The organism is Bacillus sp. L75 (genome assembly GCF_003676355.1).
GTDB classification, from domain to species: domain Bacteria; phylum Bacillota; class Bacilli; order Bacillales; family Bacillaceae; genus Bacillus; species Bacillus velezensis.
This window is the reverse complement of sequence record NZ_ML064902.1, coordinates 95,763-120,451: the sequence shown is the minus strand read 5'-3', so window position 1 is coordinate 120,451 and position 24,689 is coordinate 95,763. Positions and strand designations below refer to the sequence as shown.

At 43.5% G+C, this 24,689-nt stretch carries 33 protein-coding genes; 23 read left to right on the top strand and 10 right to left on the bottom strand.

What is annotated here, in order from left to right:
- Window positions 1-5: 5 nt before the first annotated feature.
- The gene (locus tag D5S11_RS04095; RefSeq protein ID WP_007410336.1) at window positions 6-2,423 is read right to left on the bottom strand and encodes a peptidase G2 autoproteolytic cleavage domain-containing protein; all 2,418 of its coding nucleotides are present in this window, start codon (window positions 2,421-2,423) and stop codon (window positions 6-8) included.
- A gap of 378 nt (window positions 2,424-2,801) precedes the next feature.
- On the opposite strand from D5S11_RS04095, the gene D5S11_RS04090 reads away from it, so the two are divergent.
- The 4 genes from D5S11_RS04090 to D5S11_RS04075 all read left to right on the top strand — a co-directional run bounded on the left by D5S11_RS04090 (window position 2,802) and on the right by D5S11_RS04075 (window position 5,539).
- Window positions 2,802-3,236, top strand: a complete 435-nt coding sequence (locus D5S11_RS04090; protein WP_003154017.1) for a dUTP diphosphatase — start codon at window positions 2,802-2,804, stop codon at window positions 3,234-3,236.
- Window positions 3,237-3,642: 406 nt separating this feature from the next.
- Entirely contained in the window at window positions 3,643-4,464 is an 822-nt protein-coding gene (locus D5S11_RS04080; RefSeq protein ID WP_007410335.1) for a poly-gamma-glutamate hydrolase family protein, read from the top strand.
- A 108-nt stretch (window positions 4,465-4,572) separates the two neighbouring features.
- A complete protein-coding gene (locus tag D5S11_RS19820) occupies window positions 4,573-4,722 on the top strand; it encodes a hypothetical protein (protein ID WP_007410334.1) in 150 nt (49 codons plus the stop codon).
- Window positions 4,709-5,539, top strand: a complete 831-nt coding sequence (locus D5S11_RS04075; RefSeq protein WP_042635232.1) for a prohibitin family protein — start codon at window positions 4,709-4,711, stop codon at window positions 5,537-5,539. The genes D5S11_RS19820 and D5S11_RS04075 overlap by 14 nt, the downstream gene beginning before the upstream one ends.
- A 27-nt stretch (window positions 5,540-5,566) precedes the next feature.
- Here D5S11_RS04075 and D5S11_RS04070 read toward each other — a convergent pair whose 3' ends face one another.
- A complete protein-coding gene (locus D5S11_RS04070; protein WP_003154009.1) occupies window positions 5,567-6,016 on the bottom strand; it encodes a YndM family protein in 450 nt (149 codons plus the stop codon).
- Between the two features lie 153 nt (window positions 6,017-6,169).
- Between D5S11_RS04070 and D5S11_RS04065 the strand changes: the two genes are divergently transcribed.
- Window positions 6,170-6,598 carry a hypothetical protein gene (locus tag D5S11_RS04065; protein ID WP_003154006.1) on the top strand — a complete coding sequence of 143 codons (429 nt, stop codon included), beginning with the start codon at window positions 6,170-6,172 and terminating at the stop codon, window positions 6,596-6,598.
- Window positions 6,599-6,936: 338 nt separating this feature from the next.
- Here D5S11_RS04065 and lexA read toward each other — a convergent pair whose 3' ends face one another.
- A complete protein-coding gene (gene lexA, locus D5S11_RS04060) occupies window positions 6,937-7,557 on the bottom strand; it encodes a transcriptional repressor LexA (protein ID WP_003154004.1) in 621 nt (206 codons plus the stop codon).
- Between the two features lie 156 nt (window positions 7,558-7,713).
- On the opposite strand from lexA, the gene yneA reads away from it, so the two are divergent.
- The 6 genes from yneA (at window position 7,714) to D5S11_RS04030 (ending at window position 12,065) form a co-directional block, all read left to right on the top strand.
- Complete coding sequence (gene yneA / locus D5S11_RS04055) at window positions 7,714-8,025, top strand: cell division suppressor protein YneA (protein WP_003154001.1); 312 nt, start codon at window positions 7,714-7,716, stop codon at window positions 8,023-8,025.
- A 15-nt stretch (window positions 8,026-8,040) separates the two neighbouring features.
- Window positions 8,041-8,691, top strand: a complete 651-nt coding sequence (locus tag D5S11_RS04050; protein ID WP_007611724.1) for a YneB family resolvase-like protein — start codon at window positions 8,041-8,043, stop codon at window positions 8,689-8,691.
- Window positions 8,692-8,759: 68 nt separating this feature from the next.
- Window positions 8,760-8,993, top strand: a complete 234-nt coding sequence (locus D5S11_RS04045; RefSeq protein WP_003153997.1) for a DUF896 domain-containing protein — start codon at window positions 8,760-8,762, stop codon at window positions 8,991-8,993.
- Between the two features lie 166 nt (window positions 8,994-9,159).
- Entirely contained in the window at window positions 9,160-11,163 is a 2,004-nt protein-coding gene (tkt, locus tag D5S11_RS04040; RefSeq protein ID WP_032865999.1) for a transketolase, read from the top strand.
- Between the two features lie 151 nt (window positions 11,164-11,314).
- Window positions 11,315-11,761: a sporulation inhibitor of replication protein SirA gene (gene sirA / locus D5S11_RS04035; RefSeq protein ID WP_108724952.1), complete on the top strand. Its 447-nt coding sequence runs from the start codon at window positions 11,315-11,317 to the stop codon at window positions 11,759-11,761.
- An 85-nt stretch (window positions 11,762-11,846) separates the two neighbouring features.
- A complete protein-coding gene (locus D5S11_RS04030) occupies window positions 11,847-12,065 on the top strand; it encodes a YneF family protein (protein WP_003153994.1) in 219 nt (72 codons plus the stop codon).
- A gap of 73 nt (window positions 12,066-12,138) precedes the next feature.
- Here the strand turns inward: D5S11_RS04030 and D5S11_RS04025 are convergent, their stop codons facing one another.
- Window positions 12,139-12,312, bottom strand: a complete 174-nt coding sequence (locus tag D5S11_RS04025) for an aspartyl-phosphate phosphatase Spo0E family protein (RefSeq protein WP_012117647.1) — start codon at window positions 12,310-12,312, stop codon at window positions 12,139-12,141.
- 201 nt (window positions 12,313-12,513) lie between these two features.
- Here D5S11_RS04025 and D5S11_RS04020 point away from each other — a divergent pair, with 201 nt between their 5' ends.
- From D5S11_RS04020 to D5S11_RS04010, 3 genes are all read left to right on the top strand, one after another.
- The gene (locus tag D5S11_RS04020; protein WP_088056486.1) at window positions 12,514-13,221 is read left to right on the top strand and encodes a cytochrome c biogenesis protein CcdA; all 708 of its coding nucleotides are present in this window, start codon (window positions 12,514-12,516) and stop codon (window positions 13,219-13,221) included.
- 84 nt (window positions 13,222-13,305) lie between these two features.
- Window positions 13,306-13,668 carry a response regulator gene (locus D5S11_RS04015; protein WP_007410327.1) on the top strand — a complete coding sequence of 121 codons (363 nt, stop codon included), beginning with the start codon at window positions 13,306-13,308 and terminating at the stop codon, window positions 13,666-13,668.
- A 79-nt stretch (window positions 13,669-13,747) separates the two neighbouring features.
- Window positions 13,748-14,239 carry a CcdC family protein gene (locus D5S11_RS04010; protein ID WP_007611735.1) on the top strand — a complete coding sequence of 164 codons (492 nt, stop codon included), beginning with the start codon at window positions 13,748-13,750 and terminating at the stop codon, window positions 14,237-14,239.
- 27 nt (window positions 14,240-14,266) lie between these two features.
- On the opposite strand, the gene D5S11_RS04005 is transcribed toward D5S11_RS04010, so the two are convergent.
- From D5S11_RS04005 to sspO, 4 genes are all read right to left on the bottom strand, one after another.
- Complete coding sequence (locus D5S11_RS04005) at window positions 14,267-14,695, bottom strand: DUF2621 domain-containing protein (protein ID WP_007410325.1); 429 nt, start codon at window positions 14,693-14,695, stop codon at window positions 14,267-14,269.
- Between the two features lie 233 nt (window positions 14,696-14,928).
- On the bottom strand, window positions 14,929-15,300 hold the full coding sequence (locus tag D5S11_RS04000; RefSeq protein ID WP_007410324.1) for an Hsp20/alpha crystallin family protein: 372 nt from the start codon (window positions 15,298-15,300) through the stop codon (window positions 14,929-14,931).
- Between the two features lie 93 nt (window positions 15,301-15,393).
- Window positions 15,394-15,540, bottom strand: a complete 147-nt coding sequence (locus D5S11_RS03995) for a small acid-soluble spore protein P (RefSeq protein ID WP_003153984.1) — start codon at window positions 15,538-15,540, stop codon at window positions 15,394-15,396.
- A 29-nt stretch (window positions 15,541-15,569) separates the two neighbouring features.
- Complete coding sequence (sspO, locus tag D5S11_RS03990) at window positions 15,570-15,716, bottom strand: small acid-soluble spore protein SspO (RefSeq protein WP_003153982.1); 147 nt, start codon at window positions 15,714-15,716, stop codon at window positions 15,570-15,572.
- A gap of 231 nt (window positions 15,717-15,947) precedes the next feature.
- On the opposite strand from sspO, the gene acnA reads away from it, so the two are divergent.
- The 7 genes from acnA (at window position 15,948) to D5S11_RS03955 (ending at window position 20,745) form a co-directional block, all read left to right on the top strand.
- A complete protein-coding gene (gene acnA / locus D5S11_RS03985) occupies window positions 15,948-18,674 on the top strand; it encodes an aconitate hydratase AcnA (protein ID WP_007410323.1) in 2,727 nt (908 codons plus the stop codon).
- 61 nt (window positions 18,675-18,735) lie between these two features.
- Entirely contained in the window at window positions 18,736-19,245 is a 510-nt protein-coding gene (locus D5S11_RS03980) for a TlpA family protein disulfide reductase (protein WP_007410322.1), read from the top strand.
- A gap of 79 nt (window positions 19,246-19,324) precedes the next feature.
- The gene (locus D5S11_RS03975) at window positions 19,325-19,450 is read left to right on the top strand and encodes an FbpB family small basic protein (RefSeq protein WP_012117651.1); all 126 of its coding nucleotides are present in this window, start codon (window positions 19,325-19,327) and stop codon (window positions 19,448-19,450) included.
- A 63-nt stretch (window positions 19,451-19,513) separates the two neighbouring features.
- Window positions 19,514-19,660 carry an acid-soluble spore protein N gene (locus tag D5S11_RS03970; protein WP_003153977.1) on the top strand — a complete coding sequence of 49 codons (147 nt, stop codon included), beginning with the start codon at window positions 19,514-19,516 and terminating at the stop codon, window positions 19,658-19,660.
- Between the two features lie 24 nt (window positions 19,661-19,684).
- On the top strand, window positions 19,685-19,927 hold the full coding sequence (gene tlp / locus D5S11_RS03965) for a small acid-soluble spore protein Tlp (protein WP_007410320.1): 243 nt from the start codon (window positions 19,685-19,687) through the stop codon (window positions 19,925-19,927).
- An 86-nt stretch (window positions 19,928-20,013) separates the two neighbouring features.
- The gene (locus D5S11_RS03960; RefSeq protein WP_003153973.1) at window positions 20,014-20,430 is read left to right on the top strand and encodes a YbgC/FadM family acyl-CoA thioesterase; all 417 of its coding nucleotides are present in this window, start codon (window positions 20,014-20,016) and stop codon (window positions 20,428-20,430) included.
- Window positions 20,431-20,445: 15 nt separating this feature from the next.
- On the top strand, window positions 20,446-20,745 hold the full coding sequence (locus D5S11_RS03955; RefSeq protein ID WP_007410319.1) for a hypothetical protein: 300 nt from the start codon (window positions 20,446-20,448) through the stop codon (window positions 20,743-20,745).
- A gap of 34 nt (window positions 20,746-20,779) precedes the next feature.
- Here the strand turns inward: D5S11_RS03955 and D5S11_RS03950 are convergent, their stop codons facing one another.
- Together D5S11_RS03950 and plsY are read right to left on the bottom strand one after the other, a co-directional pair.
- Window positions 20,780-21,067, bottom strand: a complete 288-nt coding sequence (locus tag D5S11_RS03950) for a HesB/YadR/YfhF family protein (RefSeq protein WP_007410318.1) — start codon at window positions 21,065-21,067, stop codon at window positions 20,780-20,782.
- Between the two features lie 88 nt (window positions 21,068-21,155).
- Window positions 21,156-21,737 (bottom strand): glycerol-3-phosphate 1-O-acyltransferase PlsY, encoded by a 582-nt coding sequence (plsY, locus tag D5S11_RS03945; protein WP_108724951.1) that lies wholly within the window; start codon window positions 21,735-21,737, stop codon window positions 21,156-21,158.
- 151 nt (window positions 21,738-21,888) lie between these two features.
- On the opposite strand from plsY, the gene D5S11_RS03940 reads away from it, so the two are divergent.
- Both D5S11_RS03940 and parE read left to right on the top strand, forming a co-directional pair.
- On the top strand, window positions 21,889-22,296 hold the full coding sequence (locus D5S11_RS03940) for a CoA-binding protein (RefSeq protein WP_108724950.1): 408 nt from the start codon (window positions 21,889-21,891) through the stop codon (window positions 22,294-22,296).
- Between the two features lie 423 nt (window positions 22,297-22,719).
- A complete protein-coding gene (gene parE, locus D5S11_RS03935; protein WP_007611767.1) occupies window positions 22,720-24,687 on the top strand; it encodes a DNA topoisomerase IV subunit B in 1,968 nt (655 codons plus the stop codon).
- Window positions 24,688-24,689: the final 2 nt, after the last annotated feature.

The following is a 24,689-nucleotide window of genomic DNA, read 5'->3' as shown; positions in this document are numbered from 1 at the left end:
AGACCCTATTTGATAACCGCAATTGCAATGCCGTACCCTTTTTCAGAACTGTATAAGGCCGTCAGTTTCAATACCTTCCAGCCTTCCGCGGCTTTAGTCCCGATTCCGTTATGGGCCGTGATATAATCTCCCGGGCTGACCGTACTGTCGACCCGTACGTAATGCCGGCCGTTGAGTCCGACAATGTGCCATTCGTCTCTGGCCGCGCGTGCTTCATAGTCAGCTTCAAGAGCCGGACTGCAGTCTGGGTTTTGTTTCGGCACGCGTACCGTTTCTCCTGTTTCCTCGTCAGTCACATTTTCGTATATGAAACCGCCGAACTCGTTTGTCAAAAAGCGGCTTTGCCATCCGAAGCTTGCGGCTCCTGAGATAAAAGCGGCTGTTTCTGAAATGACGCCGAGCATGTAATCTCCGACGTGAGCCGATTCAATTTTTTCGCCTTTCACTGTGACGATTGTCCCGGCGGGAATTGTCTGGCCGGTTACACTTTCAAAGTATTCTCCGTACCCTGACAGGGAAGAGGTGACAGCTCCGGCGAACGTACCGTGGCCGCCCGCTGAATCCAATTTCCATTTGATGGACTGATGCCCTCCGGCAACCGTGTATGGTTCTTCCAATGTAATGCTTTCTGATGACAGAATCGTTCTGGAGACTTTGCTGCCCGTAATATGGACATTGTTTGAAGCGGCGATAAATGCCCTTGAACCTTCAGAACTTGAACCTCCGGAAGAGCTGATGATCGCATTTCTGTCACCTCTGGCTGTAATATCGCCTGTTCCCGCAATAACGGCGCTTGTCGGGTTGAATGCAAAACCGGAGCTGGTCGCGAGCTGTGCGCCTCCCTTTAAATTGACGGGGATCTGCTCATAAGTCTGTCCTTTTATAGATGCGGCCGCGCTGTAACCTTCCGCTTGCACCCCGAGAATGACGGCCTGACTGTTAGGGGACGTAATTCCGACGGAACCGCCGTCTCCGATCATCGTACCGTTCATAATATTTACGTTATATTGGCCTCCTCCGATTGAGATGCCTTTAGGAGATGACTTGTATATATCAAAATTTAAAATTTTAACATAATCGGTTTTATTTGATCCGCCGGATATATTGATGTCAACACCGGCTTGTGTAAAGCCGCGTATTTTAATGCCGTTGATCGTGATATTTTGACTGCGGTATTGAAGAGCCACGACTGGATTCCCGCCATAGTCGTATGAGGGATCACCAATAGCTGTGAATCCGTTTACATTAACGTTTTTATAGGCAGAGATGACCAGCGCCCTCGGGGTCACACCGTCATAGAGAGCATTGAATACCGGTTCAATCGCGGTGCAATCGGTTAAAGTAACATCATAAGCCGTCGTGCTTTCGGGGTCTGAGGCCTGATGATGGCCGATATGACGAATATCAAATGAACGTACATCACGATACGAAACATGACCGATAATATGAACATTTTGAGAAGCCGGCCACAGGCTGTGCGCCTTTACCTCAATCCCGCGGATATTTCCGCTCGTATAGTTATTTAAAAGCCATACATGTTTAGAGCCGTCGTCAATTTCAATGCCGTTCGAGTTTGCGCTGCCCTCAGCATGCTCTGTGCCGCGGGGGTTGCCGGAATGGCAGTTGGAGATGAAAATATACTCGCTGTAATGGGTGGTAATGCCGTCGTCTCCGGCGCCGTATGCCACACAGTTATCAATCCATATATATCGGCAGCCGTCTTTCGTCCATTCTGTTTCAGGCAAATGATCGTAAGTCGGAGATGTAATATCAATACCATGGAGACCCGCGTTAACCGTTTCAACATTCTTAATCCAGCCGTATTGCACATTAGCAAACGTTAAACAGCTGGAAAACTGTCCTCCGGGGTTCCTGACCCCGCATTGACGATCAGGATTCCAGTCTAAAGTCATGTTTTCCACAAAAATATTACGGTTTCCATTTTCGTAATCATCGTTAGTAATGACCCATTCGAATGCGGGAGTGTCCTCATGAAGCTTAAGCACGGTAATCCCTTGTCCCTCACCGGAAATGGTAGTCCATGAGGGGAGTTTTATCCCTTGAACCAAAAATTCTCCTGCGGGAACATTTACTTTGACCCGGCCGTTCCCGATCGCTCTCCGAAAAGCTTCTGTATTGTCCCGGCCGTCAGGGACCGCTCCGTAGTCCTCCACATTCACTTCCCGGGTGATTTTATTCATAAGCATTTCGTATTCTGTATCAAGCCGTTCTTTTAAAAGTGAGGTGACCATTCCTTCCGCCGTCACCCGGGCATCTGCGATCTCAAGATTATCATCCGTTGCGGAATGCTTAATAAAATTCTGCATCCTTGCTTTGAGATGCTCCAATTCAGAGGGCTGTGCAGGGCGAGACTGCAATGGGGCGTTTAAAGACGGATCAGGAAAGTTTTTAAATTGAACCATTCTAAAGACACCTCTTTCTTTTGATATAAGCGCCTGAGGCAGGGGACAGAAAAGAGTCGCGCGCCCTTTAAGCGCTTATTCTTCAAATTCTTTATTCAGAACGAAATTCCTTTTGAAACCAAGGTGAAATTTTAAAAAAGCTCTGTTGAAAGAACGGATATAAAGCTTTGCATTATTGTAATTGAAGCTGTCATGTGAAAATGGAGGAAAGACTGATAGGAGGGGCCCTCATTTTAGGTTTATTCTCATTGGCTTCGCAGTGCTTCCTCTTCGGCTGCATATACACCAAAATTAACATTCTTATCAGTTAAATGGTATAATGGGGCACGGATTGGTCATCAATACGACTGAAATAGGGAAGCAAAAGGAGCAGCGAACATGACTTTACAAATCAAAATTAAATATTCAGATGATACGCAAACGAGAATCAGTAAAATTGAACAGGGCGATTGGATTGATCTGCGGGCAGCTGAAGATATAACAATCAAAAAAGGTGAATTCAAACTTATCCCGCTTGGAGTTGCGATGGAACTGCCGGAAGGATATGAGGCCCATGTCGTTCCGCGTTCAAGTACATATAAGCATTTCGGTATCATTCAGACAAATTCAATGGGAGTCATTGATGAATCTTATAAAGGCGACAATGACTTCTGGTTTTTTCCTGCATTCGCGCTTCGGGATACCGACATTTCCAAGGGGGAGCGGATCTGCCAATTCAGAATCATGAAGAAAATGCCTGAAGTGGAGCTGATCGAAGTAGACAAGCTCGGGAACAATGACCGCGGCGGACTGGGATCAACAGGTACGAAATAAAACGAAAAAAGACTGCTTAACAGCAGTCTTTTTTTTATGGAAACAGCAGTTACATTCAATTTGTTTCGGGGATTCTTGAATTGGGAAATCATACGTCACGTTCGAATTTGACATCGAAATAACCGGCCGCTCCGTAACCGTCTATGCCGGAGCAAATATTTGAGCCGGACGCCAGCCCAGCTCAGCATATTGATAAAATGATTTCCCTGCAGTCCTCACTCTCCTCCAAAACTGGAGAAGGGTTTCATTTTTATCATTTAAGCCTTCCGTCTCTTTGAACAGAAAGACTTTTTTAGGTTAAAGGATAGAAGTTGTTTTGATGTTTTTATTCTTCAAGATGAACGGAGGTTTTGTCCAACGTATATAATATTGTGACAAAAGTGTAAACAAAAGAAAGGATGATGTTATGGCAAAAAGGGTTAGAAGAATAGACCGTAAAGCAGCTGGCAAAGAGGCAGAGCAGAAGAAACCGTCCAAAGTCACCCTGTTCTGCCGTTCGCTTCAAAGGCTGAAGCATTTGTATTGTAACATAAACATACAAATGCCATCAATAACCAAAAAAGGAATTTTAGTTTTAATTTTACCGTTTTTGCTTCTGCCGTTCTTTCGGGCTGATGCCGCTTCAGATATTTACGGCAGTTTCGAGGAATTAAAGCTGAATGAAGATCCTTCCGATTTTTCCATTTCAACGCGAGAGCATGACCCTTCTGTCCTCATATTAGCTATACACGGCGGAGGCATAGAGCCGGGGACCAGTGAGTTAGCCAGAGAAATTGCCGAAAACCGGAGTTTATATTTATTTGAAGGGTTAAAATCAGCCGGTAATGCGGCTCTGCATTTGACAAGTTCGCATTTCGATGAACCTAAGGCCGTGCAAATGGTGAAAGAGCACTCTCATGTCATTTCATTGCACGGTTACGGCAGTGACGATAAAAAGATAAAAATCGGCGGTACAGACAGAGAACGGGCCGAACTTTTGACCGATGTGCTGAAACGGCACGGGTATCCTGCCGTTCTTCTTGGCATAAATGATAAATATGCAGGCGTCAGTCCGAACAACCTTGCCAATCAATCTTCATCCGGATTGAGTATTCAAATCGAAATGAGCACCGGCTTCAGAAAATCACTATTTGACACTTTTACGCTGAAAAGCAGAGCATCCACACAAAACGGGACCTTTTACCAATTCACAAAAACGATTTCTGATTTTATCAGTGACAAATATTAATAAGCACGCCTATTTTGTCGGCGGGGCTTTTTCTTTTGAAATTTATGAAACTTTAAGTTCTTAAGATCGTATACATAATTGACAGGATGAAAGAAAAGAGGTGGGCAAATGAAAGTGATGATCGGGTCTATCATTCTTCTTGTCATCATCGGATTCGGTTTATGGCTGATGCTTAGTCCAATCTTTAAACAAGTGGGAAGCGGAGCCAAAAAATTCAAAAAGTCATGGGAGGAAGAAGATCAGCATGAGCGAAAATAAGCGCGGAAACAAAAAAAAAATTATCGGCGGTGTGATTATAGGTGCAGCCCTTTTAATTGCGGGCGTTACAGCGTCACTATTCATTGAAAAAATACCGAACGGTTATGTCGGGGTTGTATACTCACCGAATGGCGGGGTAAAATCCGACACATTGGACCAAGGCTGGCACTTAGTCGGATTATTTAATAAAGTAACGGAATATCCGGTGCGTATGCAGACAGTGAATAATGAAAATATAAAAGTGGCAACCTCAGACGGTAAAAATATAGAAATGGATATCGCTTACAACTATGTCGTGCAGCCTGATAAAGTAGTCGATCTGTTTAACAAATTCGGAGCGGTAGACGTTGAAACGATTGAAAATACATATTTAAAAACAAGGCTGTGGGATGCGGCGCGAAAATCAATCAGCAAATACTCGGTTATTGACACATACGGGCAAAAATCTGCAGAAGCCGCTGCCGATGTTCAAAAGAGATTTGCTGATGATATGAAGAGTCTTGGATTTTTAATTGATGATCTGACGCTTGGCGTACCGAAGCCGGATAAAGCCACACAGGAAGCTATCGATGCAAGGGTGAAGTCTTCACAGGAACTTGAACGGACACAAACTGAAATTAAAATAGCCGAAGCCGAAGCGAAAAAGAAAAAAATTGAAGCGGAAGGGATCGCTGATTATAACGAAATCATAAAGAAATCAATGTCCGATGAGATGATCAAATATAAATGGATTGAAAAATGGGACGGAAAAACGCCGAAAGCGACAGGCACAGACTCACTGCTGCAGCTGCCGCTGGACGATCAGAAGCAAAAATAAAATGAGAAGGAGGCGATTGCCTCCTTTTTATGTTTTTTCCTGAGGGTCTTTTTCCGGCACTAATTCTTCAGACGCCTCGGTTTGATAGCTCCATAGCGTGCTATCCGTCTCTGTTGTGTCCTGATAATCTTCGGGAAGTACATATTGCTGCAAATACCGGTGAAAAAATGCCTCAAAAACAGAAATGCAAAGTGCAGAGATAACCGATGCCGCGGCAGGAGAGACATTAAATCCGCCAATGTTCATAAGGAATATCCATAATATAATGAATGAAATCCCGAAATCAGCTGCAACGGCTGTGAAATTGCTTGTTCTCGGCAGAATCATGCAATCACCCGCAAAATAAGTGATTAAACTTAAGATCACTGTAATAAACAGAACGTTTAAAAAGGTTACTTGGTACATAAGATCCAGAACAATGTACAGTAAAGCAAGTGTGAGCGCCGTTTTAGAAGCGAAAGCAATTACGTGTTTCATTTGAACCACCTTCGTTATTTCGTTTAGTCTTCATTGTAAGCAATCCGCAAATTTTTAAACTGGTATATAGTGGTTATAAAGCATACGTTTTAATAAAATGTGAATAGACATCACAGGATTCACAAGTTAAAATATGTAAAAAGGGGGATGCAAATGAAAAAATACTGGATATGTATTGCTGTTTTTTTATTATGTTTTAGCGGAATACACTCAGCTAAAGCGGCTACCACTGAATTCGGATCAAAAACAAGCTTCACTTTGGAGGGAAATGCAAAAGAGTTTCATATTGAAAATCCGGGGGCTGTAGCTGCCGACGATTACTTTTTAGGATATAAGTTCACCATAATGAACAACTCTTCGTGCGGTTTAAGCATGAAACTCCAGCGGATGGCGCTGAACGGGAATTTTTATACATTAAGTTCTAAAAACTACAGCGGCAGCTGGTTAAACCTCAGTGCCCAGGATAAAAAATCAATTGATCCGTATCACAAATACAGAATTCTGGTTGAAAGTTCTTCAAACGTCTGTGGCCCCGTCTATATTAAAGGGTTTTACGGTGTAGAATATTATCATTTTGATTGAAAATAGATACTCGCTAAAGGCAGCGGGTTTTTTTATATTTAAATATAAATTATTGTACTATGTACTAAATATTCATATATAAATTTTAATGCACCCGCCCAAAGAAAACATAAACAAAAGTAAATTCATCACGCACAAATATACAAAGTTGAAAAATGAATGAAAAGTTTCTCGAGGGAAACATTATTAGTTGACTTCAAAAGTGTGATGTCGGATAATAAGAATGTAAGTTTTTCCTCCTTAGCAGATTCGTTTCTTAAGCCAGGGCGAATCTGCTTTTTTTATGCAAAAAAACCCCTCTGTAAGGGGTTTTTTACGATAAATGAAGTTTAATAGAATTAATGTACGGCTCTGAATACGCCGATAACTTTCCCCAAAATGCTTACGTTTTGCAGGATAATCGGCTCCATCGTCGGATTTTCCGGCTGCAGCCGCACATAATTGTCTTCTTTATAGAAGCGCTTGACCGTCGCTTCATCATCTTCGGTCATAGCTACGACGATTTCTCCGTTATTGGCCGTGTTCTGCTGTTTGACAATGACGTAATCTTTGTCAAAAATGCCGGCGTCGATCATACTTTCTCCCATGATTTCTAACATAAAGACATGTTCGCCCGGAGGAACCATCCGGTCAGGAAGCGGAAAATACTCGTCGATATTTTCAACAGCCGTAATCGGAATACCCGCCGTCACTTTCCCGATGACCGGAACGTTTACGACCTGGCTTTTCGGAATGTGGACTTCTTCTTCATCCAATACCTCAATCGCCCTCGGTTTAGTTGGGTCCCGTCTGATCAGGCCTTTTGTCTCCAGCCGCGCCAAATGGCCGTGCACGGTTGAACTGGAAGCCAGTCCTACTGCTTCTCCTATCTCTCTTACAGAAGGCGGATATCCTTTCGTTTTTACCTCTTCTTTAATAAAACGCAGGATATCAAGCTGCCTTTTTGATAGCTTCGTCATATTTCGCACCTCAAAACGTCGATTTTAAGTAGATTATAGCATGATTTTCCTGACAGTACAAACATAGGTTCGAAAAAAACGATTGACAGAAACGTTTGTTCGTATATACTAAAAGGTATAAAAAGCGAACAAACATTCTTATCGGAGGTTGTTTACATGGCGAAAGAATCTATTATATTTGTCGGACTGTTTACTGCGATTTTAAGTGCCGCTATTTTACTTGTCTCATGTGCGGGAAATGATCAGTCCCTCAGCCAATATGTTAAAATAAAGGTTCAGGACGGCGATACACTCTGGTCACTTGCGGATCATGTAGCAGAAAAGAAACACATTAATAAAGAAGATTTCATTGAGTGGGTGACGGAGAATAATCATCTCCAAACTGCTGATATAAAGCCCGGAGACGAACTTATTCTTCCGGTTAAGAAAAAGCATCCGGCCGTATATCAGCTGGCCATTGTCAATTAGAGAGGAAAGAGAGAAATGAAGGCGCTCATTTATGCCCGCGTAAGCACAAACAAAGAACAGCAGCAAACGTCATTAAAAAGACAGGAAGAGGAGCTCAGTGAGATTGCTGCTGCAAACGGCATGGAAGTCGTGAAAGTCATTTCTGAGAAAGCCAGCGGTTACGAAATGGACCGCGACGGAGTATTTGAAATGCTTGATGAAATTAAAAAATCACATATTGACGCGATATTGGTGCAGGACGAAACGAGATTGGGAAGAGGAAACGCCAAGATTGCGCTTTTGCATTGCATTTACAGGGAGAACGTAAAAATATATACGACGGCTCATAAAGGTGAACTGGAGCTTTCCGAAGCTGATTCGATGGTACTCGAAATCGTCAGTATTGTTGAGGAATATCAAAGGAAAATTCACAATATGAAAATCCGGCGGGGAATGAAAAGAGCCGTGAAAAACGGCTACAAACCTGAACGGAATCTGAAAAACAGACATGAAAACAGCGGAAAAGAAAAAAAAGAGGTTCCGGTTTCGGAAATTATCAGGCTGAGAGCCAACAAGCTTACCTTTGCAGAAATCGCAGCGACCTTAAGGGGATTCGGCTACGATGTGTCCAAAGCCACGGTTCACCGGCGGTTTCAGGAATATATCGCAGACACAGAAGGCAGCTGACGCGCATCAGTTGTAAAAAAGACTGCGTTTTAGTAGTATATAATCAACACGCACCAAAGGAGCTTATTATGATTTCTAAAGAAAAAATCGCAAGAATTAACGAATTGGCTCAAAAAGCTAAATCAAACACGATAACGGATGAGGAAAAAGCTGAACAGCAAAAGCTTCGCCAGGAGTATTTGAAAGGATTCCGCTCCTCAATGAAAAATACGTTAAAGAGCGTAAAAGTGATTGATCCGGAAGGCAACGATGTCACCCCTGAAAAATTAAAAAGAGAACAACAGAAAAATAATCTTCATTAAACAGAAAGAATACGGCAATACGTATTCTTTTTTCGTATATACTAATATCAGGATGTGCTTTACGACAATTTTCAACAAGTTTATCTCAAATTTAAGCTGAAAGAGTTGAGAAAAAGTCAGCATCGCTTTATGATGAAAAGGTACAACAATAAGGAAGGGGATTATAATGGATACAATTGAAAAGAAATCAGTTGCCACCATTCGTACACTATCTATAGACGCAATTGAAAAAGCGAATTCCGGACATCCGGGCATGCCGATGGGAGCCGCTCCGATGGCATACACGCTGTGGACGAAATTTATGAATGTAAACCCGCAGAATCCGGGCTGGTTTAACCGCGACCGCTTTGTTTTATCAGCAGGCCACGGTTCAATGCTTTTATACAGCATGCTGCATTTAAGCGGATATGACCTCAGCATTGAAGACTTGAAACAGTTCCGTCAATGGGGAAGCAAAACACCGGGACATCCGGAGTTCGGGCATACAGCCGGAGTAGACGCAACTACCGGGCCGCTTGGACAGGGTATTGCAATGGCAGTGGGAATGGCAATTGCAGAACGCCATCTGGCTGAGACATATAACCGTGATTCATTCAACGTAGTTGATCATTATACATACAGTATTTGCGGAGACGGCGATTTAATGGAAGGCATTTCTTCCGAAGCAGCTTCTCTTGCAGGCCATCTTGAATTAGGCCGCCTGATCGTATTATACGATTCTAATGACATTTCTTTAGACGGCGATTTAGACCGTTCTTTCTCTGAAAATGTAAAGCAGCGTTTTGAAGCAATGAACTGGGAAGTTCTTTATGTTGAGGATGGAAACAACATCGCTGAATTGACGGCTGCAATTGAAAAAGCGCGCCAGAATGATAAAAAACCGACATTGATCGAAGTGAAAACCACCATCGGTTTCGGTTCTCCAAACCGCGCGGGCACATCCGGCGTTCACGGCGCTCCGTTAGGACAAGAAGAGAGCAAGCTGACAAAAGAAGCGTATGCTTGGACGTTTGAAGAAGATTTTTATGTTCCGGAAGAAGTATACGGGCATTTCAATCAAGCTGTAAAAGAAGCAGGCTCGAAAAAAGAACAGGAATGGAATGAGCTGTTCGCGGCTTATAAAGAAAAATATCCTGAGCTTGCTGAACAGCTGTCACTCGGAATGAAAGGCGAGCTTCCTAAAGACTGGGATCAGGAAGTTCCCGTTTATGAAAAAGGCAGCAGCCTTGCTTCCCGCGCATCTTCAGGTGAGGTGCTGAACGGGATCGCCAAGAAAATTCCTTTCTTTGTGGGGGGATCTGCTGACCTTGCGGGTTCAAATAAAACGACAATCAAAAATGGAGGAGACTTCACGGCCAAAGACTACGCCGGGAAAAACTTCTGGTTCGGTGTCCGTGAATTTGCGATGGGCGCTGCATTAAACGGAATGGCGCTTCACGGCGGCCTCCGCGTATTCGGCGGCACATTCTTTGTGTTCTCTGATTATTTAAGACCTGCCATTCGTCTGGCGTCATTGATGGGTCTTCCCGTCACTTATGTATTCACGCATGACAGTATTGCCGTAGGAGAGGACGGGCCGACTCACGAACCGATTGAGCAGCTTGCTTCTTTACGCGCACTTCCTAACCTTTCTGTGATCAGACCTGCTGACGGAAATGAAACCGCAGCTGCATGGAAGGTTGCCGTTCAAAGCCAAGATCATCCGACAGCTCTTGTATTGACACGCCAAAACCTGCCGACGATTGATCAGCAGGCTGAAGAAGCGTATGCGGGCGTGGAAAAAGGGGCTTATATCGTTTCAAAAGCCCAAACGGAATCACCGGCCGCTCTTCTTTTAGCGACAGGTTCTGAAGTCGGACTTGCGATCGAAGCTCAAGCGAAACTGGCTGAAGAAAACATTCACGTATCTGTAGTCAGCATGCCGAGCTGGGACCGCTTTGAAAAACAATCGGCCGAGTACAAAAACAGCGTGCTTCCTCCGAATGTGACGAAACGTCTTGCGATCGAAATGGGTTCAAGCTTCGGATGGGGTAAATTTACCGGTCTTGAAGGAGACGTTCTCGCAATTGACCGTTTCGGTGCTTCAGCTCCGGGAGAAACAATTATGAAAGAATACGGGTTTACTGCAGAAAACGTGGTTGACCGCGTGAAAAAACTTCTAAACAAATAACGAGACAAAAGAGGATGAGTCAAATCATCCTCTTTTTCCTGTTTATGCGACAAAAATAGAAGGAGCGGCGTAACAGTAATAGACAATTCTTTCTTTTCTCCTTTTGTATAATAGAAAGCAATAACGAAGCGCTGTAAAAGGGGATGAGGAAATGGAACGTCATTACTATACGCACCTGATAAAGGATGAGTTTGCGAACCACTACTTCGGGCGGGAAACGGCTATGTTTGAGTTGTTTCGAGACTATCATTGGACAGATCTGACACTCCAGGAATATCAAATGACAGAAAAGCAAGTTCAATATATAACGGAACCGATTCCGGTGATACATATGCATCAGCGTCTCCAGCTGCATTTAAACCGAATGAGTTACAGCCGTTTGGATTCCATTTACCGGCTTACACTTCCCGGAGAAAAGGGCCGCGCCACCTTCATGATGAAAGACAGTTTAATTGAGATTGCGGCTTCGGGAGATTATGAGGCGGAAACGATTTTCTTTGAGATTCTGCGTAAAATCAGCCCCTGTTTTCTTGCAATGGATTTCAAGACACGGCGCTACGGGTGGTTAAATCCGGTCAGAGAAAGAAATTTTGTCTAAAAACGAGGAAAAAGAGATGTAAATGTTGTATAATAGCCTTTGGTTTAGTACACTTTAAACTAGACAACATGAAGGAGGAAATAAAATGACTTTATGGGTTGGCATCCTAGTGGGCGTTGTCGCATTGCTCATAGGTGTTGCACTCGGGTTTTTTATTGCTCGTAAATATATGATGAGCTATTTGAAAAAGAATCCGCCTATTAATGAACAAATGTTACGCATGATGATGATGCAAATGGGAATGAAACCTTCTCAAAAGAAAATTAATCAAATGATGAAAGCCATGAATAATCAAGCGAAATAATACGTACAGATTATGATATAGATATACATGGTTATAAAAATAAAAAACCCGGAGAGGGTTTTTTATTTTGGCGTCATGTTTCACCCCAACTGCCGGTGTGCAGTTCTTTTTGATATTGTATGAGAAGGTGGTCAAGCTCCTGGCTGAGTTCTATCGTAATGTTTGATGTCATTCCGTTTGTCATGACGATTTTAAGCAGCTCTGCCCGTTTTTTTTCAATTTCATTTAATAGATGCTCTCTAATCACAGGGATATATCCTTTCATACATAAATCTTTCACCTGAGTCGCTATTATTATATCCACATTTATACTGTTTTTCAAATAAGAAGGAGTATAATATCTCGATGTCAAATTAAATTATATAAGCTTTTTCTATAAAAAGTAATCCTTCTCGGGAAAGTGTTAAAAAAATGAAATGATTTTGTCATAACTCGAAGGGAGTGTGTCATCGTGAGTTTTAATTACTTTCTGACGTTTGGGGCCGGATTTTTGTCTTTCATTTCTCCATGCTGTCTGCCGTTGTACCCCGCCTTTTTATCTTACATAACTGGTGTCAGTATGGACGAGGTGAAAACAGAAAAGGTGATGCTGCAAAAGCGCGGCCTCGTGCATACACTTTGTTTTTTGCTTGGTTTCTCCGTGATTTTTATCGCATTGGGATATGGAACTTCGTTTATCGGCAGTTTTTTTACCCAATATCATGAAGCGATCCGCCAGTTTGGCGCTATCATGCTGATCCTTTTCGGGCTGATTACTGCCGGTGTGTTTCAGCCGAAATTCATGATGAAAGAGCGGCGCATTCACTTTAAGCGCCGTCCGGAGGGGTTTATCGGTTCGGTTCTGATCGGTCTTGCGTTTGCAGCCGGCTGGTCGCCGTGCAGCGGGCCTATTTTAGGAGCCGTGTTTTCGCTGGCCAATACAAATCCTTCTTCAGCAGTGCCGTATATGTTTTTATATGTTCTCGGATTTGCGATTCCTTTTCTTGTTCTTTCATTTTTTATTACCAGAATGAATTGGATTCGCAAGCATCAGCTGCTTATCATGAAAATCGGCGGCATTCTTATGATTCTGATCGGAGTTATGCTGTTTTTTAACTGGATGAGCTACATTCTGATCGTTCTGTCAAATCTTTTCGGAGGATTTACGGGTCTGTAACGGATTAATAACTTTTGAACTATTATATACCCTTTTGTTTTTGGTACAATAAGACTAGTTAATGTTAAATATGTGGAGGGGAATATGACACGAGTTTTAGTTGTAGATGACGCCAAGTTCATGAGGGTGAAAATCAGAGAGATTCTGGAATCGGCGAATTACACAGTGGCCGGGGAAGCGGCTGACGGTGAGGAAGCTCTGGCAGTATATCAAAAAATCCGTCCCGACCTGGTGACAATGGATATTACCATGCCGGTCAAAAACGGTATACAGGCCCTGCAGGATATTTTAGCTTTTGACCCGAAAGCCCGGATCATCATGTGCACCGCCATGCGGCAGCAGCGGATCGTTCTGGAAGCGATTGAATTAGGCGCTAAAGACTTTATCGTTAAACCGTTTGAAGCATCTAAAGTGCTGGAGGCCGTAGGCCGGGTAACGGGAACGTAAACGTGTTCTCTTTTCAAATTGGTTTTTTTTATGTTTTTGGAGTATAGTATATAGTATCAAACTCCGTGCAAGCAAAGGAATGATAAAGATGATGATTATAATTTCATCCGTTATTGCAGCGGCCATGGCAATTTCCGTGATGATCGTCAGGATTAAATCCTCCGACAAGCCCGCTTCACCTAAAAAAATAATTCTCCCGCCGATTTTCATGAGTACGGGAGCGCTTATGTTCCTTTTTCCGATTTTCAGAGTGACGGGCGAAGAATTTTTGGAGGCCATTACGCTGGGCGTGATCTTCTCTATTTTTCTGATTAAAACATCTAAATTTGAGATTAAAAATAATGAAATCTATTTAAAACGGTCAAAAGCGTTTGTGTTTATCCTGATTGGTCTCTTGGTTATCAGAATCGCTATGAAATCCATTTTGAGCACGACGATTGATTACGGAGCTTTAAGCGGAATGTTTTGGATTCTGGCTTTCGGAATGATTGTCCCGTGGCGCATCGCGATGTTTTTGTCTTACCGCAAACTTTCGAATGAACTGAAGACCGCTGATATTCAGATGAATTAAAACCTTTCCGTCCGCCGGAAAGGTTTTTTATTTGAGCAGAGCTTGATAAGGAGTAAGATCAATCTGTTTTTCACGGAGATGCTTTTTTAAAAATTGATGATCACGCTTAGGAGTGGCCAGTATGTAACCCCTGATGATTAAATCACGGTTTATTTGTTCAGCTTCCTCCGCTAAGGAAAGTTCACCGATTTTTCCGGCGATTTTCGCTTTGGCTACATCCCGAAAGAGCTCCGGCACGGGGGCGACCAATTCATCCAAAAACGCCTTGTCACCCTCATTCCATAAGTGCCTGCTTTTTTCAATATAATAGTCCTGCCAATCCAGTTCTGACCGGCCGTCTTCTTTCGGTAAGCGTTTTAAAAATTTTCGAAACATAAAAAACCCGCCGATAGACAGCAATCCGATCATCACGATGACCCAAAATAAAATAAACCACATAAACCAGCCTTCCAGCATTGTTCTATCTCCTCCTTACTTTAACCATATTGTAAACGAAGACAGAATAGAAGAACACATGAAAAAAAGAATAGAAAAAATGATAGATGTCCAGTCATTCCGGTTGGTAGAACATATTCTATCGTATAGTGATTCTGCTATTTGGCCATGGGAGTTTCACTTTGAGGGTATATGACTGATATGACCGGACAAAAAAGCCGCTTCCATTGAGGGATGAAAGCGGCTTTTTTATGTTATAGAGGAAATTGAAAGGAAAAAGAGGCAGGAGTCTCATTTGGCTCCTTGTTCATGGAGACGGTCAGAATATGGTTGGTGAAATCAGTGAAAATATGTTTGTCATTCAGATAAAAAGGAAGCATCATTTGTTTGTTTAACGTCCGTTCAAGCGTTTTAACAGAGAGCATAAACTCATTCCCCGAAAGAGTGACGGTTATCGCTTGCACCTGCTTCAGCGCCGTCAGGTCGGCTTCAATGATATATTGACGGCTTGTTTCATATAGATCGATCGGCAGCGTCTCGTCATACCAAGCATACGGGTCCTCGTAAAACTGCCGCAGCCATTCTTCCGTATCATCAAATTCTTCAGCGTTTTTTGAGTGATTCATGGAAGCATTCCTCCATATTAAAAAGCCTTGCTATAACGTATGCAGAAGCTTTGAATGGGTGAATGGCACAAAAAAACAGACACGGGGTCTGTTTTACATATCGTGGCTTGTATTATGTTTTTGTCTTGTATGGTTGCGGTTTTTCACTTTTTTGCTTCCGCTCAGCGGTTCCGGCTGGCCGGGGTTATGGCCCTTCGGAGCATTTTTATGCATATCTTTACTCGTATTTTTATTTGTCATGTTAAAGCCTCCTTTTTAAGGTGTTCCGGCTATTGGTTTGTTTTTCTTTTTTTATTGTTCTGCCGTTCTTCTTCTGTCAGGACGAGCTGGTCATTTTCTATATAACCCGCGCCTTTGCCTTGGCTTTTCGCATCATTCATGCCGTTAATGACATGATTGGCTTTCCGTTTTACCATGATCATCACCTCAACATTAATATGGCTCTTTACAGCCCGTTGTATGAGGCGGAAAATCGGACAAAATTTACCGAAAATCATGCTGATAAGACGATCTTATTGTATTTAATAAAAACATTGATATTTACTTATGTATGATTTTATACTAAGATGAAATTGTGAGAAAATTGTGATGGAATGTGAACATTCATCTAAAGGACGATCTTGATCATTGAAGGGGGATTTTGGGAAATGACAAATCAGCAAAAAGTCGCAACACAAGACGTTTTCCAAGCAAGAAAAACATTTTCTTCAAATGGGAAAACATACAACTACTATTCATTAAAAGCATTGGAAGACGCAGGGGTCGGCAATGTTTCAAAACTTCCTTATTCTATTAAGGTTCTTTTGGAATCCGTTTTGCGTCAGGTAGACGGACGCGTCATTACAAAAGAACATGTTGAAAATTTAGCAAGATGGGGTACTGCTGAATTAAAAGATATCGATGTGCCGTTTAAACCGTCAAGGGTTATTCTACAGGACTTTACCGGCGTTCCGGCCGTAGTTGACCTGGCATCTTTAAGAAAAGCCATGGCCTCTGTCGGCGGAGACCCTGATAAAATCAATCCTGAAATTCCGGTTGACCTGGTCATTGACCACTCCGTTCAAGTCGACAAAGCCGGTACGGAAGACGCGTTAGCCATTAATATGGACTTAGAATTCGAAAGAAATGCAGAACGTTATAAATTTTTAAGCTGGGCAAAGAAAGCGTTTAACAATTATCAGGCCGTTCCGCCTGCAACAGGTATCGTTCACCAGGTAAACCTTGAGTTTTTGGCAAGTGTCGTTCATACGAAAGAGGAAGACGGAGAACTTGTGACATATCCTGATACATTGGTGGGAACAGATTCCCATACAACAATGATTAACGGAATCGGCGTCCTCGGCTGGGGTGTCGGCGGTATTGAGGCGGAAGCGGGAATGCTCGGCCAGCCTTCATATTTCCCTGTTCCTGAGGTCATCGGCGCGAAACTTGTCGGAAAATTGCCTAACGGAACGACGGCGACTGACTTGGCGCTGAAAGTCACTCAAGTGCTGCGCGAAAAAGGCGTAGTCAATAAATTTGTTGAATTCTTCGGTCCTGGTGTTGCTGAGCTTCCGCTTGCGGATCGTGCGACTATTGCCAATATGGCGCCGGAATACGGAGCGACTTGCGGATTCTTCCCTGTTGACGAGGAAGCACTTTCTTACCTGCGTCTGACCGGCCGTGAAGAAGAGCAGATCGATATTGTGGAAGCATACTGCCGCAACAACGGTTTATTCTATACGCCTGACGCGGAAGAGCCGATTTTTACAGACGTTGTGGAAATTGATCTGTCAAAAATCGAAGCGAACCTTTCAGGACCGAAACGTCCGCAGGATTTAATCCCGCTTTCCGTTATGCAGGAAACGTTTAAAAAACATCTTGTCAGCCCGGCCGGCAACCAAGGATTCGGAGCGGATGCTGCTGAAGAGAACAAAGAAATTTCATTTAAACTTAACAGCGGCGAAGATGCGGTTATGAAAACGGGGGCGATTGCAATCGCCGCTATTACAAGCTGTACGAATACATCAAACCCTTATGTATTAATCGGTGCCGGATTGGTAGCCAAAAAAGCGGTAGAATTAGGCTTGAAAGTGCCGAATTATGTTAAAACATCACTTGCACCGGGGTCTAAGGTTGTTACTGGATACTTAGTCAACTCAGGCCTGCTTCCTTACATGAAGGAGCTCGGCTTTAACCTCGTAGGGTATGGCTGTACGACATGTATCGGGAACTCCGGCCCGCTTTCTCCAGAGATTGAAGAAGCGGTTGCTAAAAATGATCTCTTGATCACTTCTGTCTTGTCGGGTAACAGAAACTTTGAAGGCCGGATCCATCCGCTTGTCAAAGGAAACTACCTTGCGTCACCTCCGCTTGTTGTCGCATACGCATTAGCAGGCACTGTGAATATCAACCTGAAAACGGATCCGATCGGTGTCGGAAATGACGGACAAAATGTTTATTTCGATGACATCTGGCCGTCCATGGATGAAATCAATTCTCTCGTCAAACAGACTGTTACGCCGGAATTATTCCGCAAAGAGTATGAAACGGTATTTGACGACAACCAGCGCTGGAACGAAATCGAAACGACGGATGAAGCGCTGTACAAGTGGGATCAGGATTCCACTTACATTCAAAACCCGCCGTTCTTTGAGGAAATGTCTGTAGAGCCGGGAAAAGTTGAGCCTTTAAGAGGACTTCGTGTTGTCGGCAAATTCGGCGATTCTGTGACGACTGACCACATTTCTCCGGCCGGAGCGATCGGAAAAGACACACCGGCGGGCAAATACCTGCAGGAAAAAGGTGTTTCTCCTCGCGACTTTAACTCTTACGGCTCACGCCGCGGAAACCATGAAGTCATGATGAGAGGAACATTCGCCAATATCCGCATTAAAAACCAAATCGCACCGGGTACAGAAGGCGGATACACAACACATTGGCCTACCGGGGAAGTGACATCTATTTATGATGCCTGCATGCGGTATAAAGATGATAAAACGGGTCTTGTCGTCCTGGCCGGAAAAGATTACGGAATGGGCTCTTCACGTGACTGGGCTGCAAAAGGAACAAACCTGCTCGGCATCAGAACAGTCATTGCCGAAAGCTTTGAAAGAATTCACAGAAGCAACCTCGTCTTCATGGGTGTGCTGCCGCTTCAGTTCAAACAGGGTGAAAACGCGGATACACTCGGCTTAACCGGTAAGGAAGTCATCGAGGTGGATGTTGATGAATCTGTACGTCCGCGCGACTTGCTGAATGTCAGAGCAATCAGTGAAGACGGTACGGTAAAAACATTTGAAGTTGTTGTCCGTTTTGACAGTGAAGTGGAAATTGATTACTATCGCCACGGCGGCATTTTACAAATGGTGCTTCGCGATAAAATGAAACAGTAGCAGAATGAACAAAGGAGAGAAAGCAGTCTGCTTTCTCTCTTTTTATGCGGGAGGCCTTAAGATGCTTGCGAAATGGCTGGGCGGAATGTTACTTATCGGGTTGTTAGTATATGCGGGCTGGAACATTTATTCTGTACAAAAAAGTCCGAAAGAAGGGACAGAAGAAGGGATGAAAGCCCCTGACTTTACACTTGATACATTGTCAGGAAAAAGCATCTCCCTTTCTGATTATAAAGGAAAAAAAGTGCTCCTCAATTTCTGGGCGACGTGGTGCAAGCCGTGCCGAATGGAAATGCCCGATATGCAGGAGCTGCAGAAAGAATATCCTGATATTGCGGTAGCAGCCGTTAATTTTACGTCCTCTGAAAAAAATATACAGGCTGTGAAATCATTTGCTGATCATTATCAGCTGACCTTTCCTATTCTGATTGACAAAAGCGGAATTAACGGAGATTTCAACGTGCTTTCTTATCCGACAACATACATATTAGACGAAGAAGGAACCATTCAGCATATTCGCGTAGGCACGATGACAAAAAAAGAAATGAAAGAAAAACTGGATCTCAAATAGAGGTTCAGTTTTTTTATTTGTGGAGGGCTTAGGTTTTGAAAAATTGGAAAAAATGAATGAAAACACGGAGGTGAGAAGATTGAAAAAAATGCGAAAACGTTCTTTTCATGAATTGGTTATGGAAAATAAACGTGAGCTGATGACCAATACGGAATATTTGAATCAGCTTGAAGAAAAGCTGGAGCAGCGGTTCAAACAAAAATAACCTTTAATTTGCAGTCATGTTTGCACCTCCTTTTGCAAAATATACTCTTAAGGAGGGATGAACATGGGCATAAACAAGAAAGACGGCCAGCCGCAATACGCTCCGAGCCACTTAGGGACAAAACCCGTTAAATATAAACGCAACAAAGGGGAAAAGTTTCATGACAAGTCAAACGGACATCCGATTGTCATGCAGACGAAAGGCGAATAACATCATCAAAGGAGAGCAGACATTATGACAAACAATTATCAAAAACCGAATCCGGATGACCGTTCCGATAACGTTGAAAAGCTGCAGGATATGGTGCAGAATACAATTGAAAATATAGAAGAAGCCAAAGAATCAATGGAATTTGCGACAGATGAGGAAAAACAGCGCATTCAAGAGAAGAATGCCAGACGCAATGAAAGCATTGAATCGTTCCGCAGTGAAATCCAGGATGAATCGGCTGCAAGAGAAAACGGCTATCAATCATAATAAAAACCAGGGAAACCTGGTTTTTTTCTCTTTCCGGCTCGTTGTGATAAAATGGGGCTAATCTGATAATAAGGGAGCAGAGAACGTTGCATGTGTCAAAAAAAGAAATAGAAGTGCGTTATGCGGAAACAGATCAAATGGGCATCGTCTATCATGCCAATTACTTAGTCTGGATGGAGGTCGGCAGAACGGCGCTGATTAAGGAACTCGGATTCCTTTACAAGGATATGGAAGACAGAGGAGTGCTGTCCCCTGTATTGGATATCAGCATTTCTTATAAAAAGCCGCTCCGCTACGGAGAAACGGCTGTCGTACATACTTGGATTGAAGAATATAACGGATTTAAAACCGTTTACGGCTACCACATCTATAATCCGGATCAAGAACTTGCCATCAAAGCGACATCCTCTCATATATGCGTTGATAAAGAGAGCTTCAAACCGATTCAGTTTCGCAAGGCTTTTCCTGATTGGCATGCCGCTTACGAAAAGGCAAAAAAATAAGGAGCGGCTGCAGTTATGGCATTTGGAATTACGCGTAAGGAACTGGAAAGATGGAAGCGGGATGTATCGGAAGGGAAAATCGCTTTTTTAACGCATTACTGGCTGGACGACCGCTTTCCGGAGGCTAAGACCGTGACGAAGGCCGGTTCAAGCGATCTCAATAAACTGATCAGATGGGGAGCGGAGTACGGGCTGAAGCCGGAGTGGATTCACCATAAAAATGAATTTCCCCACTTTGACCTGCTCGGTGATACGCAAAGAAGCATATTAGAAAAAGAACATCTCACTGATCATCTCAAAAGGTTCAGGCTGTAAAAAAAAAGAACGCATCCGCTGCGTTCTTTTTTTCTTACACGTAATCAAATACCGGCTCTTCTGCCTGATCTGAATATGTGACTGACAAATCGTGATTATCAAAGTACCATAAGTCGCTTTCTTCAATAAAAAAGGTAATGCCTTCAACTTCCGTGCTGGTGCCGATGTTCATCGGCCGGTCTTTTAAAATGCCGAGAGAAAAGCCTTTCTGAACGTTGCTGCATCCCCCGTAACGGACAAAGAAACGGACATGGTCGCCTGTTTCCAGATCGAGCTCTTCTTTGTACCAATCCAGCGCGCCTTTCGTTACTTTCATGTTCATCCGGAACACTCCCTTTTTGTTTCTCATATAAAGAAATTATCTCTATTATAAACGCATATGGCATTTTGATGTCAAAATTGAAGTTTCATCAAAACCATTTGATCTTCGGTTCTGTTTTGTTTATAATCCGTTTGATGTTTGCCCTGTGTCTGTAGATAACAAACGCGGTCAAGAGCGTCACTACGACTAATAAATAAGGGTCTTTTACAAACAGACAGTAAATAATCGTATAAATCCCTGTTAACATTGAAGACAGAGAAACAAATTTCGTAAGGAATAAAAATACGAAAAATACTACAACCATCGTAACGAATAACAGCGGAGCATAAAACAACAGGACGCCCCCTGATGTGGCTACGGCTTTGCCTCCCTTAAACTTTGCGAACACGGGGAATACATGGCCGATTACTGCTGCCACCCCTGCGAGAAGAGGATGAATGGGGACGTGCAGTAAATATGGGAGCGCCGCGGCCAAGGTGCCTTTTAAAATATCGGCTGCGATGACAACAGATCCCGCTTTAACGCCAAGCGTGCGAAAAGCATTTGTAGCGCCCAAATTGCCGCTTCCGTGTTCTCTAATATCGATCCCTTTCGCAAGTTTGCCTACGATTAAACCTGACGGGATGCTGCCTATTACATAGGCCAAAATAATCAATAAAGCAATCAACATCTACATTTCTCCTTTTCAATGTCCCTTCACTCTATTTTAACACGAGTTGTTACCGTCTGATGACAAGTTTTTTGAGAATTAAGCTGACAAAGCGCTTTTTTTGATTCCGGCGAAGCGGTCATGTACAATATATCAAAAGGAGATGGTAAAGATGCAAAATCCTTCAAAATCAGAGATTAAAGAAATTCTGGACCGGAGCAAACGGATCGCAGTCGTCGGGCTGTCAGACCGTCCCGACCGGACTTCTTACATGGTTTCCAAAGCGATGCAGAATGAAGGGTATGAAATTATTCCCGTCAATCCAACGATTGATGAGGCGCTTGGCGTTAAAGCCGTCGCTTCATTAAAAGACGTGGAGGGACCGATTGATATCGTGAATGTGTTCAGACGCTCTGAGCAGCTTCCCGGCGTCGCTGAAGAATTTTTACAGACGGACGCTCCCGTTTTTTGGGCGCAGCAGGGCCTTGCAAATGAAGAAGCGTATCGCATGATTACAGACAAAGGACGGACGGCTGTTATGGATTTATGTATAAAAGTCGCCCGCGCTGTTATAAAATAGGAACAAAAAAGGCAAAAATCCTTGGCAAATCAGGGGTTTTTGCTTTTTTATTGAAAGAATACTCTTTGCGTATGATGATGAAACAGATACAATAAAGCATGAACAGCTTTTTTAGAAACCCCTTTATACAGGGGTTTACAGTCTGTTTGCGATGGCCCGCATAAAGCTATATAATAGAAAGCGAACTCATGTTCTTATTCGCCAAAAAGGGCACCAAAAAGATGAAAAGCCGTTCGAATGTATGTCTTGCGGCCTAAAAAACGAGCCATTCGCTTAAATATGTTGCGAAATCAAGCATATTGGTTATAATTGTGAGTCCGAGGAGAATTGGACCGAAGCTTGCGCATACTGAAAAACAAAGACATGAAAACATTTAAAAAAGAGAATGATTAAGAGCAGGTTTTTTGAAAGGGGTTTGTACGTTTGGCTAGAAAACAGCAATTTGATTACAACGAAGATGCCATACAGGTGCTTGAAGGCCTGGAAGCCGTCAGAAAACGACCGGGAATGTACATTGGTTCGACGGACGCACGCGGCCTGCACCATCTGGTATATGAGATCGTCGACAATTCCGTCGATGAAGTTCTTGCCGGCTACGGAGATCATATTATCGTAACGATACATAAGGACAACAGCATCTCCGTACAAGACAGAGGACGCGGAATGCCGACCGGGATGCATAAGCTCGGAAAGCCGACGCCGGAAGTTATTTTCACCGTGCTGCATGCCGGGGGGAAATTCGGACAGGGCGGCTATAAAACAAGCGGCGGTCTGCATGGTGTCGGCGCATCTGTCGTAAACGCATTATCGGAGTGGCTGACAGTTACTATTGAGCGTGACGGATATGTTTATAAACAGCGGTTTGAAAACGGCGGCAAGCCCGTGACTTCACTTGAAAAAATCGGAACGACCAAAAAAACGGGAACGCTTACCCATTTTAAACCTGATCCGTCAATGTTCAGCGCAACGGTTTATAATTTTGACACGCTGTCAGAACGTCTGCGCGAATCGGCTTTCTTGTTAAAAGGCTTGAAAATAGAATTAATTGATGAACGGAACGGCGTAAAAGAAGTATTTTATTATGAGAACGGAATTGAAGCATTTGTCGCTTATCTAAACGAGGAAAAAGACGCTTTATGCGAAGTGGTTTCCTTTGAAGGCGAGCATCATGACATTGAAGTCGATTTCGCGTTTCAGTTTAATGACGGGTATTCAGAAAATATGCTGTCATTCGTTAATAACGTCAGAACAAAGGACGGCGGCACCCACGAATCAGGAGCCAAAACGGCAATGACAAGAGCGTTTAACGAGTATGCGCGAAAGGTAGCCCTTTTAAAAGAGAAAGACAAGAACCTTGAAGGCGCCGATATCAGGGAAGGTTTGTCCGCAATCATTTCCGTGCGTATCCCGGAGGAACTGCTGCAATTTGAAGGCCAGACGAAAGGGAAGCTTGGAACAAGTGAGGCGAGATCCGCCGCGGATGCCGTCATTTCCGAGAATCTTGCTTATTTCCTGGAAGAAAACCGCGATACAGCAACCCTGCTTGTCAAAAAAGCGATTAAAGCAAGCCAGGCCCGTGAAGCGGCCCGTAAAGCGAGAGAAGAAGCGAGAAGCGGCAAAAAGCGCAAAAAATCAGAAGCGACGCTGAGCGGAAAACTCACACCGGCCGGTTCCAGAAATCCGGCGAAGAATGAATTGTATCTTGTGGAGGGAGACTCTGCGGGAGGTTCTGCAAAACAGGGAAGAGACCGGAAATTCCAAGCCGTGCTGCCCCTTCGCGGAAAGGTCATCAACACAGAGAAAGCAAAGCTTGCAGACATCTTCAAAAATGAAGAAATCAATACGATTATTCATGCGATCGGAGGCGGTGTCGGCGCAGATTTTGAGATAGACGACATCAATTATGACAAGATCATCATCATGACGGACGCGGATACCGACGGCGCGCACATTCAAGTCTTGCTGTTAACGTTTTTCTACCGCTATATGAAACCTTTAATCGAGCACGGAAAAGTCTTCATCGCCCTTCCGCCTCTTTACAAAGTGAGCAAAGGAAGCGGTAAGAAAGAGATTATTGAATATGCTTGGTCCGACGAAGAAATGGACGGCGTTTTAAAGAAAGTCGGCAAAGGGTATACCATCCAGCGCTATAAAGGTCTGGGAGAAATGAACGCAGACCAGCTCTGGGAAACGACGATGAATCCCGAATCGCGAACGCTCGTCAGAGTCAAGATCGACGATGCGGCACGGGTAGAGCGCCGTGTAACGACATTAATGGGAGACAAAGTAGAACCGAGAAGAAAATGGATTGAAAAAAATGTTGCCTTCGGATTAGATGAGGAAAGCAATATTTTAGAAAATGAAAACTTGTCGGTCGCTGAGGAGGTTTAATA